Annotated in this window: 15 protein-coding genes and 1 pseudogene; 6 read left to right on the forward strand and 10 right to left on the reverse strand. The window is 45.4% G+C overall.

The features are described from left to right. Window positions 1-38 precede the first annotated feature (38 nt). Window positions 39-968 carry an acetyl-CoA carboxylase, carboxyltransferase subunit beta gene (gene accD / locus F6K63_RS32535; RefSeq protein WP_287314418.1) on the forward strand — a complete coding sequence of 310 codons (930 nt, stop codon included), beginning with the start codon at window positions 39-41 and terminating at the stop codon, window positions 966-968. On the opposite strand, the gene F6K63_RS32540 is transcribed toward accD, so the two are convergent. Continuing rightward, a complete protein-coding gene (locus F6K63_RS32540) occupies window positions 884-1,069 on the reverse strand; it encodes a hypothetical protein (protein WP_287314419.1) in 186 nt (61 codons plus the stop codon). The genes accD and F6K63_RS32540 overlap by 85 nt on opposite strands. A gap of 143 nt (window positions 1,070-1,212) precedes the next feature. On the opposite strand from F6K63_RS32540, the gene F6K63_RS32545 reads away from it, so the two are divergent. From F6K63_RS32545 to psbV2, 3 genes are all read left to right on the forward strand, one after another. Then, window positions 1,213-1,395, forward strand: coding sequence for a hypothetical protein (locus F6K63_RS32545; RefSeq protein WP_009149928.1), 183 nt, complete (start codon window positions 1,213-1,215; stop codon window positions 1,393-1,395). A gap of 128 nt (window positions 1,396-1,523) precedes the next feature. After that, window positions 1,524-2,012, forward strand: a complete 489-nt coding sequence (gene psbV / locus F6K63_RS32550; RefSeq protein WP_287251246.1) for a photosystem II cytochrome c-550 — start codon at window positions 1,524-1,526, stop codon at window positions 2,010-2,012. A 234-nt stretch (window positions 2,013-2,246) separates the two neighbouring features. Continuing rightward, window positions 2,247-2,852, forward strand: a complete 606-nt coding sequence (gene psbV2, locus F6K63_RS32555; protein WP_287314420.1) for a photosystem II cytochrome PsbV2 — start codon at window positions 2,247-2,249, stop codon at window positions 2,850-2,852. On the opposite strand, the gene F6K63_RS32560 is transcribed toward psbV2, so the two are convergent. From F6K63_RS32560 to F6K63_RS32570, 3 genes are read right to left on the reverse strand one after another with little or no spacing between them, the layout of a single operon-like run. Then, complete coding sequence (locus F6K63_RS32560; protein WP_287314421.1) at window positions 2,844-3,023, reverse strand: hypothetical protein; 180 nt, start codon at window positions 3,021-3,023, stop codon at window positions 2,844-2,846. The genes psbV2 and F6K63_RS32560 overlap by 9 nt on opposite strands. Window positions 3,024-3,046: 23 nt before the next feature. Continuing rightward, entirely contained in the window at window positions 3,047-3,202 is a 156-nt protein-coding gene (locus tag F6K63_RS32565; RefSeq protein ID WP_287314422.1) for a hypothetical protein, read from the reverse strand. Beyond that, on the reverse strand, window positions 3,192-4,454 hold the full coding sequence (locus F6K63_RS32570) for an ABC transporter substrate-binding protein (protein ID WP_287314424.1): 1,263 nt from the start codon (window positions 4,452-4,454) through the stop codon (window positions 3,192-3,194). Before F6K63_RS32570 ends, F6K63_RS32565 begins: the two co-directional genes overlap by 11 nt. A 69-nt stretch (window positions 4,455-4,523) precedes the next feature. Between F6K63_RS32570 and F6K63_RS32575 the strand changes: the two genes are divergently transcribed. Beyond that, a complete protein-coding gene (locus F6K63_RS32575; RefSeq protein ID WP_287251251.1) occupies window positions 4,524-5,450 on the forward strand; it encodes a hypothetical protein in 927 nt (308 codons plus the stop codon). Between the two features lie 60 nt (window positions 5,451-5,510). Next, complete coding sequence (locus F6K63_RS32580; RefSeq protein WP_287314425.1) at window positions 5,511-7,151, forward strand: NAD(P)H-hydrate dehydratase; 1,641 nt, start codon at window positions 5,511-5,513, stop codon at window positions 7,149-7,151. A gap of 199 nt (window positions 7,152-7,350) precedes the next feature. Here the strand turns inward: F6K63_RS32580 and F6K63_RS32585 are convergent, their stop codons facing one another. The 6 genes and pseudogenes from F6K63_RS32585 to F6K63_RS38105 all read right to left on the reverse strand — a co-directional run. Beyond that, a complete protein-coding gene (locus F6K63_RS32585; protein ID WP_009149914.1) occupies window positions 7,351-7,770 on the reverse strand; it encodes a DUF29 family protein in 420 nt (139 codons plus the stop codon). 82 nt (window positions 7,771-7,852) lie between these two features. Beyond that, window positions 7,853-8,629, reverse strand: coding sequence for a Uma2 family endonuclease (locus tag F6K63_RS32590; protein ID WP_071986932.1), 777 nt, complete (start codon window positions 8,627-8,629; stop codon window positions 7,853-7,855). Between the two features lie 136 nt (window positions 8,630-8,765). After that, a complete protein-coding gene (locus tag F6K63_RS32595; RefSeq protein WP_287314426.1) occupies window positions 8,766-9,428 on the reverse strand; it encodes a Uma2 family endonuclease in 663 nt (220 codons plus the stop codon). 61 nt (window positions 9,429-9,489) lie between these two features. After that, complete coding sequence (locus F6K63_RS32600; RefSeq protein WP_287314427.1) at window positions 9,490-9,900, reverse strand: type II toxin-antitoxin system VapC family toxin; 411 nt, start codon at window positions 9,898-9,900, stop codon at window positions 9,490-9,492. Between the two features lie 5 nt (window positions 9,901-9,905). Next, the gene (locus F6K63_RS32605) at window positions 9,906-10,214 is read right to left on the reverse strand and encodes a type II toxin-antitoxin system HicB family antitoxin (RefSeq protein WP_287314428.1); all 309 of its coding nucleotides are present in this window, start codon (window positions 10,212-10,214) and stop codon (window positions 9,906-9,908) included. A gap of 134 nt (window positions 10,215-10,348) precedes the next feature. Further along, a pseudogene (locus F6K63_RS38105) lies at window positions 10,349-10,475 on the reverse strand (IS4 family transposase); the annotation flags it as partial.

Consider the following 10,475-nt stretch of genomic DNA (forward strand, 5'->3'; position numbering starts at 1 on the left):
AAAATTTAGATAATACGTTAACAGGATAAGAAATTTTTATGTCTCTATTGGATTGGTTTGCAAATAGAAAACCTAAACCAAGCCCTAAACAACCTCAAGAACGGGAGATTGCTGATGGGCTATGGAAAAAGTGTGAAGCTTGCGGAGTGCTATCCTACGCCAGAGACCTGCAAGCTAATCAAATGGTTTGCACTGAATGTGAACATCACATGCGAGTCCCTAGTGACGAGCGGATCCGCCAGCTGATTGACCCTCAGACCTGGAACTCACTGGATGAACACCTACATCCGACGGATCCCCTGAAGTTTTGCGATCGCAAAGCCTATAGTGATCGTTTGCGAGACAGCCAAGAAAAAACCAAGCTCACAGATGCGGTACAAACTGGCACCGGTAAGCTAGAGAATTTGCCTATTGCTTTGGGAGTGATGGACTTCCGGTTCATGGGCGGTAGTATGGGTTCGGTAGTTGGGGAAAAACTGACTCGTTTGATAGAAGAAGGGACTAAGCGACAGGTACCGGTTGTAATTGTTTGTGCATCTGGTGGAGCCAGAATGCAGGAAGGGATGTTAAGCCTGATGCAAATGGCCAAAATCTCTGGTGCCTTGGAACGCCATCGTCAAGCTAGACTACTCTACATTCCAGTGCTGACTCATCCTACCACTGGTGGGGTGACCGCCAGTTTTGCCATGTTAGGAGATATTATCATAGCGGAACCGAAGGCATTAATTGGATTTGCTGGACGACGAGTGATTGAGCAGACCCTAAGAGAAAAGCTACCCGATAATTTCCAGACCTCTGAATATCTGCTAGACCACGGCTTTGTTGATGCCATTGTACCTCGCACCCAGTTGAAAAAAACCCTAGCCCAGCTAATTCGCCTCCATCAACCCCAGGCTACTATACCGGTAGCGGTTTCCCGGCCAGAAGTAGTAGGGACTTCGGAGCTGGGAGTAGGGAGTCGGGAGTAGGGAGTCGGGAGTAGGGAGTCGGGAGTCGGGAGTCGGGAGTAGGGAATCGGGTAGTGTGGGGAGATGGGGAGATGGGGAGATGGGGAGTCAGATGATTTCATAAATATTCCCTCTTGCCTTTTGCCTCTTGCCTCTTGCCTCTTGCCTCTTGCCTTTTGCCTCTTGCCTCTTGCCTCTTGCCTCTTGCCCCCACAATTCCCACACTTCCCAAACTGTTCCTTAGTTACTATTGCGCTTAATTATTATGGGCTTTGCAGACCTTTCAATTGTGGAAATTGCCGCCGAGTATGACCTTCGAGTAGAAGAGGTATTCGATCTATGCCAGCAGTTGGGCATTGCTTACAAAAATCAAGACACCCATCTGCCTCTAGAAGATGCCAAGGCTATTATACTAAAAATTTTGTCTGAAACAAAGGGTAATCAGTAATACCTGAGTTCGATAGCCGTGATTGGTTGACTCGGATCCCCCTCAGCGAGAGAATGTGCAGGGAATCAGTTAATGCTGTTTTGAAAAACTAATCCCATATGAGCCACATTTTTAGAGGAGAATCAACAATGAAGCGATTTATATTGCTGATCACGGCAACCCTATTCTTTGCCTTTCATATTGCAGTGGGCAGTTCAGCAGCCCTCGATCTGCTTGAAAAGGACCGCACCGTACCTTTAAATGAAGCAGGTGACATGGTGGTTCTGAGTAACGAAGAGGTCACTGAGGGCTTACGCTTGTTTAACGCTAAATGTTCTCAATGTCACAAAGGAGGTTACAGTAAAACGGACCCTAACGTTACTCTTGGTGCTGAAGACTTAAAGTACGCAACGCCACCCCGTAATAACCTGGAGGCTTTAGTAGACTACCTGAAGCATCCTACCACCTACGACGGGGAAATTGATATTTCTATATTTCATCCAAGCACTGATAGTGCTGATATTTTTCGGTATATGAGGAATGTCACCACAGATGAACTCGTTGATATTGCTGGTTATATTCTCTATGAGGTCAACACTAAAAGCAAAACGTGGGGTTGTGGTAAGGTCTGTAACTAATTACGTTTGTTTGTAGAGAGGTTAAGAAGCACGAAGCGAAAGGCTTTATGCTTATTTAAGCAGCAAGGGCAGAGGCTTCTTCTTTTGGCAGTTAGGGGTTAGGGGTTAGGGGTTAGGGGTTAACCAAAATCAATAACCCTAAGGTTCCTTAACTAGACCCTAATCGCTAATAGAAGAAGCCGCTGCCCTGTTGCTCAATCAGTACATATCACCTTAAATACTCAATAATACTCAATGCTCCGTAGATTATTAGACTTCTTTGAGAAGTTGGGAATAGGGAACAGGGAACAGGGAATAGTGGACAACAATTCACGGAAACAGTATCAAAACACTACTTTGGCAAGAGGTCTATTCCTATCAATCCGTTATTTGCTGCTAGTGGTTCTGGTGTTCTGCCTAGAGACATGCACGGTTAGTTCACCAGCCCAGGCTCCGGTTAACGACTACGTCAGGCGCTACCTAGACGTAGCAGAACCTGTACCGATTTCTTTAGATGGCAAGGGAGAGACTAAGCTGTTTGATGGCGAAGACTTGTCCTTTGGTATAAATTTATTTTCCGAAAATTGCCAGAGGTGTCATGTGGGAGGATCTAATATTATTAATCCCACTGTATCTCTATCTCTGGAGAGGCTAGCTGGGGCAAAACCACCTCGGGATAATCTCAATCGTTTAGTTACTTTTATGAGGCAACCGATGACCTATGATGGTACCGAGGAAAGCTTCTCGTGCCGCAAAGTTCCAGAGAGTTGGCTATCACAGGAAAAAATCGAGAAGTTAGCGGCATTTGTGATCAGAGCTGCACAGAAAGGACCAGGATGGGGAACTGAGGATTTATTTTAAGTTAGGAAATTGGGAATCGGGAATCGGGAATCGGAACCCACCCCTAACCCCTCCCAGGAGGGGAACGGGAATCGGGAATCGGGAACAGGGAATAGTAAATAGGAAGAAGCAGAGATCAGAAAAGATTACGAAACCAAACGATGATTTTTTGATGTGATCAGAAATCAACATTGGGTTGTAGAATTTATTAAAAACTACACCAATTGCTGATCTAACTGTTCATCTCCCCATCTGGCCATCTCCCCATCTGGCCATCTCCCCACACCTACCACACTCCCCACCCTCCCGATTCCCGACTCCCGATTCCCGATTCCCGACTCTCGACTCCCTAAAACCAAGTTAGTAATCACCTGCTCGAATCTCTTCGTTAGCTGCTTCTTGGGCTTTCTTCATAGCACTTTCTAAGGATTGCTCACCCAGTAAGGTACTCAGAAATTGATTATCGAAATGGGTTTGAATGGTTGGCAAGGTTTCCCCAGCCTGCCAAATGGTTGCATAGGCGGCTCCTTTAATAAAAGGAGCATAGAGGGGATTTTTTTGATAGCCTAGTTCCGATAACACAGATAGCCGAGAAGGTAGTACTAGTCCGGCTTTTCCCCAAGCTTTCATTCCTTCTTTGCCGGTTAGATAGGAAATTAGTTGCCAAGCTGCTTCTTTATGTTGAGCTTGCTTGTTCATCACATAAGCAACGGTATAAGCCATTGTTCCTTTTTTACTACCTAAGGAGGGAACTTCAGCGGTGGCGAATTTAATTTTAGGAAATGTGTCTTTGAGATAAGGAATCGCCCAGCTACCTTCGATGACCATTGCGGTTTTACCCTGACCAAACATTTCGCTACCAGAACTAGCCCCAACGTCTGAAGGTAAGGCAGCAGACTGGTAGTTTCGGTATAGGTCAATGACAGTTTTAAGACTTTTAAAACTTTCAGGAGTGGCAAAGGTAGCGTAGCCGTTTTTGTCAACTAAGTTAGCTCCAAAAGCTTTAATTAAAAAATAGAGACGAGCCAGCTCCTGATTAATTCCCAAACCATAGCGTTCATTTCTGCCATCGCGATTCTTATCAACGGTGAGTTTTTGGGAATAATCCCGTAATTCTTCCCAAGTTTGGGGTGGTTGAGTTAAATTAGCTTGTTTGAATAATTGCTTATTGTAAAAAAGGGCAAGGGTGGAAAAATCTTTAGGCAATCCGTAGATTATTCCATTATATTGGAATGCTTTAAACAGAGAGGGTTCAAAGTCAGCTACATCAAAATTATCAGTGCGCTTAATGTAGTCATCCAAAGGCTCCAAAACATCATGAATCATTAGTAATGGGGCTTCATAGGCATCTAAATAAAAGATATCTGGAGCTGCATCACCAATTAATCGGGTTTTGATCACATCCATGTATTGACCAGTGATGACTTCAAGCTTAACCTTTACCTTGGGATGTTTAGCTTCAAATTCTTTTAGTAATTGCTCTAGTAATTGTTTTTCAGTAGGGCTGCTTTGCCAACCACCGAGAGTGACGGTGGTTACTCCATCTAGGTTACTGCTGCCACAGGCTATAATGCAGAGAATTATCAGCGGTAAGATTACCCATTTTGACAGGATTTTAGTCATTTGTTTAGGGTTGACGGGTAAATTTAAATTGATATAACCTACTAATTCTACTAGAGTGCAATACCGATTATGATCAGACTGTCTGACCAATTCAAAAATCCTAAAACACTGGTTAAGGTAAGTGGTTGGCTACTGTTGCTACTGACTGGGCAAACATTCATGGCGGATCTGAGGCCAGCTACTGCCCAAACTTCACCAGAACCGAGATTTTTTGGGGAGCCTTTACCAACTATGACGCCATCTTCTCTACCATCGGTTAACACTCCCCCTTTAATTTTGCCGACCGCCTCACCCAACCGGTCAAGCAATACACAAAATACACCATTACCACCTGAGTTAAACGTCAACGACACTAATAGATCAATAACTAATCCATCAATAACTAATCCATCAAGACCCATCGCTAATCTCTATCGGGTTGATGTGGTGGGTGATAGTTATTGGTTGTTATCCCAAGTACAAGACATTGAACCACAAGCGTTTGTGCGCGAGGGAGAGGGGGTGATTCAAGCGGGGACATTTATGGATCGCTACAATGCTCAGTCCCGTCTCCGGGCTTTGGAAGCTTTGGGAATTTCAGCCCGAATCACAACCATTGAACAACAAGCATTTGATGGTGGTGCTACAAATCTGAGCAACATACCAAATTTTGCATCCGCTGGCTCGATCACTTATGGCTCCCGTTTGGTGTATCCAGAAACAGGATTAGATTTGGCGAACCGTCGTTCTGTGAGTTCTGGTTCTAATCCAGGGGATTCAGGAGAATCCAGGGGTAGGAGCTATTTTGTTGCTATTCCTGGAAATGCTCAGAGGTTACCAGAGATGGTAACGGAATTGGTTAAAATTGGGATTGCCCAGGATTTAGTCAGCCAACGAGATGCTCCAAGAGGTAAACATGTTGCTGTTGGTCCGTTTAAAAAGCGGGGGGAGGCAGAACGTTGGAGTAATCGTTTGCGCTCTGCTGGTTGGGATGCACGGGTGTATTTTGGTCGGTAGGGGCAGAATGTAGAATGCAGAATTAAGAATTAAGAATTAAGAAGGCAGAATTAAGAATTGATGCAGTCTCAGAATCGGCGAGAACTAATTGAACAAGTGGTGGTAACTGCTGAGCAGATGCGTGAGATTGAAGGGCGCATCTTTGAGGCGGGGATGCCTGTAGCAGCTTTGATGGAAAAGGTGGCAGGATTGATTACTCGCTCTATTCAAGGTCTTTATCCCTGTGCTGAGAATAGGCGAGTGGGTGTGTTAGTTGGTCCTGGTCATAATGGGGGCGATGGGTTAGTTGTTGCTCGTGAACTTTATTTACAGGGGTATGAGATCCACATTTACCGTCCTTTGTCGAAACTGAAGGAATTGACTGACTACCATGCTCGGTATGCGGTTAGCTTGGGGATTCCTTTTTATGACGAGATTGAAGCGCTGTATGAGTGTGACCTGATTATTGATGGTTTGTTCGGATTTGGACTGACGCGATCGCTTTCTGGTAGTATCGCTGAGGCGGTTGAGCTGTTGAATCAATGGTCACAACCGGTGGTGAGTATTGATTTGCCTTCGGGATTACACACTGATACTGGGGAAGTGTTGGGCATCGCGGTTCGGGCTACCCGGACATTATGCTTAGGGTTGTGGAAGTTGGGGTTTCTGCAAGACCAAGGGTTGGATTATATTGGTGAAGCTCAGTTAATTGATTTTGGTATTCCCCTCAAGGATATTTGGTCCATTTTAGGTGAGCCACCAGATTTGCTCCGAGTTACCGAAACTGTTGCGAAACAGTTTTGGCCTTTACCTCGCCCTAAGGTAACGCATAAGTACCAACAGGGCCATCTGTTGCTGATTTGTGGCTCTAAACAGTATTCAGGGGCAGCAATTTTGGCGGGATTAGGGGCTCGTGCTAGTGGGGTGGGGATGCTTTCAATGGCAGTGCCGGAGTCTATCAAACTGCTAGTGGTCAGTCACTTGCCAGAAGCTGTGGTAATTGGTTGCCCAGAAACGACGGCGGGTGCGATTGACCTAAGGTCACGCTACGCCAACGGATTTTTGCCTGAGTTAGTGTTAGAGAAGTTAAACCAACCCTCTGGTAGTGATTCTGGTAGCTATCATACTTATAATGCGATCGCATGTGGTCCTGGTTTAACAAAGGATGCTAAGGATATAGTGCAAGGGGTTTTAGCTGCCCAATGCCCAATTGTTTTGGATGCGGATGGTTTAAATATCCTGGCGGAACTGATCACTATTCCCACTTTGTTGAAGCGTCGAGGCCAGACAGTGTTAACCCCTCATGTTGGAGAGTTCCGACGTTTATTTCCCGATTCTGCAGAACTGTTACCGGATCGAGTCAAGGCTGTGCAGAAGGCATCCCAATTGAGTCGCTCTGTGGTGTTGTTAAAAGGAGCCAGGAGTGCGATCGCAAATCCCAGGGGCTCGGTGTGGCTGATTCCTGAAAGTACACCAGCTCTAGCCCGAGGGGGGAGTGGCGATGTCCTCACGGGACTAGTGGGAGGCTTATTGGCTCAGCCAGTTCTGTCTGAGCATCCTTTGGAGGCAATAGTGGCAACGGCAGCCTGGTGGCATGCCCAAGCTGGTATTTTAGCGGCTCAGGAGCGGAGTGAGTTGGGGGTCGATGGGGGGACCTTGGCGGAGTTTTTGATGCCAGTGGTGAGAGGGAAGAGGGAAGAGGGAGTAGGCAATAGGCAATAGGCAATAGGCAATAGGCAATAGGGGGAAGAGTGTGGGAAGTGTGGGAAGTGTGGGAAGTGTGGGAAGTATGGAAAGTGTGAGGAGAGGAAAGATTATAAAACCAAAGGCTAATTAATGATGCTTGTCACCCCCTTAGCCCACACCCTACTCCCTACTCCCTACTCCCTACTCCCTACTCCCTGCTCCCTGCTCCCTCTTGTTAACAAATTAAACCTAAAGCTTTCTGTTTAATTTTATCTTCGTCAATCTTTTCTTTGAGTTCACTATCTGTATATCTGCCTTCTAAGGCTTCTAATGCTGCTTTTTTTAGGGCTGTCTCAAAGGCATCGGTTAAAATTTCTAATAATTCCTCTTGATTGGCATAATATCCTCCTGATTTTCGCCGTTTGTTAACTCGTTTAATATTTTTGCTGGCATTATAAATAGAAAATTCCCAAGAGCGGGTCGTGCGTTTTTCTACTTCTTGCTTGATTAAATGTAATAGTAAAATTACTGCATAGCTATAAATTTTATTTAATTTATCCTCCTTTGACATTTCTTCTAGTTCATCAACAATTTCTAAGGCTTTATGATAGTTTCTTTCTTCAATGAGTTGACGTAATAAGGTTAATTCTTCCATGTCCTGAGTTGATGGGAGTAGGGAGTAGGGAATCGGGAATCGGGAGTCGGGAGTAGGAAGCTAGGAAGTTGGATCACCCCCCTTATAAATCATCGGGATTGATGCCAAGGGTACGCAATTTTTCTGCCAATCGCTCTGCCCGTTGGCGTTCTTGTTCTGCCCGTTGGTGTTCTTGTTCTGCCCGTTGGTTTTGCCGTTCTGCCCGTTCTGCTGAAGTCTCAATCCAATTACCAGCTTCATCATACCAACGCAGCCACAACCCTTGTGTTTCTTGATATTTTCCTTGCCATACCCCTAACCCTAATTCCAGTTCTGGAATCCAAAATTTGGGCTCAGAAAGCTCTGCTTCCTGATACTGAGTGACAATTAATTGAAACACCCGCAACTGGTTTTCATAACGGTCAAAGACCACATAGTAAGGAATGCGCATATACTGTTCATATGCTTGCCATTTGGTGGGTGGCTTGTTGGCAGACCTTAGGGTTTGTCCTAAATCTTCAGCTTCGGTACCTGGTGATAGGAGTTCGACTACCAAAAATGGCACTCTTCCTTCCTGCCAAACCACATAACTCCAGCGCAGATCTTGTTGTTGTTGAGCAGGAGTGACACCCAATACCAGAAACCAATCCGGTCGTTTGTGCCACAACAAATTATGACTATCGTAATATAAATTTAGGTCTGTACCAATGAACATCTCCTCCCTGGGATAGTTGGGAGGTTGGCAGGTTTCCCGCAATAGCTGGGGTTGGAAGTCATGAAATTCGTCAGGCAAACCAGGCTCCTCTGGGTCTTCACTAGGTAAGTCATACATAGTCGGCATAGTTTCGCTGGGAGAAAGCGGTGGGTCAGTTTGGTACATGATCTTCTGTTGAACCTGATAGTTTGAGGGTAGCACTTGGGTCAGTCACCTAGGGTCCCAGCAGTGGGTTTGTTGCTGTTTGCGTTCGCGAAGCGTGACCGAAGGTCAATCGCGAAAGCCATCTCCGAAGTATCAGCTACTGAGCCAATCGAGCCACAAAGTGTTGATGTGCCTCTGACTGTATCCCCTCCTGAAGCACTGCCAATACCCGTTGCATTTCCCCAGCTAGTAACGGCTCTACTGCCAACTGCAATCCTGGAAACACGTTACTGCTCAGCACCCCCAACTGATCTGGCTGCTGCTGTACATACTCCCCTGCATCCAATTCATACCAGCGAAACTGTTGCTCTTGCACCAGCCAAACTAGATACTCCCTTACTCCATTGCGCCGGTAAGCCCGTAGCTTGTCATGTAGGTCGTAGGAAGCACTACTGGCCGCAATCTCGACAATCAACTCCGGTGCTCCTTCTACATAGTCATCGTCACTAATGCGGGACTGTCCACCCTTTTGTTGATCAATGCGCAGAATTGCATCCGGTTGGGGCTCATTATCAAAATCTAACTGCACCGTAGGATTGTCTCCCAACATGACACCAGGGGTAGCGGCTTCATAGACTCCTAGCCAGGTAATGATTTTTCCATGGGGATTGGCATGTTTAGTGATCCTGACGGGAGATGCCACGTAAACGACTCCTTCAATCAATTCCGCTTTCTTGGTATCAGGCATTGCCTGGTATCGTCGTTCAAATTCCACCCGAGTTAAGCGATCGCCGTTTTCGAGAATAGGCAGTTTACACATAAGCTAAACCGAATAGGGAGTAGGGAATAGGGAGTAGGGAATAGGGAAGACTGTTCCTCTCCTAAATTGACCAATCCTGTATAGTGAGTCCAGGTATTTTCTCAAAATCTCGCCTGTTTCTTGTCAAGAGAATACCCTGGTAAGCAAGGGCAATAGATCCAATGCGTAAATCTTGAGTGCCAACGCGAATACGTTGCGCTTTGAGTCCTTGGTAAGTATCGCGGGATTTTTGATTATACTGAAGGATATTAAATTCCGACAGTAGCATCACCGTTTCGACCAACCGTTGATAAGCATTTGAGAGCGTAATTCCATCTTTAGCTTCAGCAACTTGAGCCAAACGACCCCTTAATTGTTCTTCAACATTGATAGCAGTTGTTCTCAATTCCACCTGAGAGGCTAACAGGCGTGAAATAAGTACTGGGTGATTCCGTCCATAAAGACTGAGGTGATCCGTATCTAAAATGTACATTGTCATCACTCATCGGTTACTGCATTCGATTCTTCCCGGATCACAGTTAGTTTTTCCATAAAATCATCAAATGTGGGATCATTGGCAAATATTCCTGCATATCTCATCTGAGGCTTAGCTGCATTTGGCTGAAGGTCTAAATTTACTTCAATAGTGACAAATTTACCATTAATTAATTGTGCTTCTAGGGCAGATTTGACATTCAAAATTGCCTCTGACTCCGTCTTTCCCTCAACCGTCAAATTTGGCATACCAATGACTGATGCCACAAACTTATCGTCGGATTGACTCTGAACAAAAACTTGATACTGCATGATGTATTTTATCCGATTATTTTATTCTATTTAGAATTACAGCGGTTTGCACTTCAGTTAGGTACAAAGTTTTGGGTTTGTAAGGAGCAGGGAGCAGGGAGCAGGGAAGAGGAGAAACAATGTGTACCTGATAGCTAAGTACAGGACAAAAAATGGAGAGAGTTAAGAAAAGCTGGGAAGTGGTGGTCAAGATTGGTGAAAATTGAGCGCAGATAATCAAATCCCAAACGAAATAGGCTCTTGGCTCGTCGTTGATGGGAT

Source organism: Moorena sp. SIO1G6, from assembly GCF_010672795.1.
Classification (GTDB): Bacteria; Cyanobacteriota; Cyanobacteriia; order Cyanobacteriales; family Coleofasciculaceae; genus Moorena; species Moorena producens.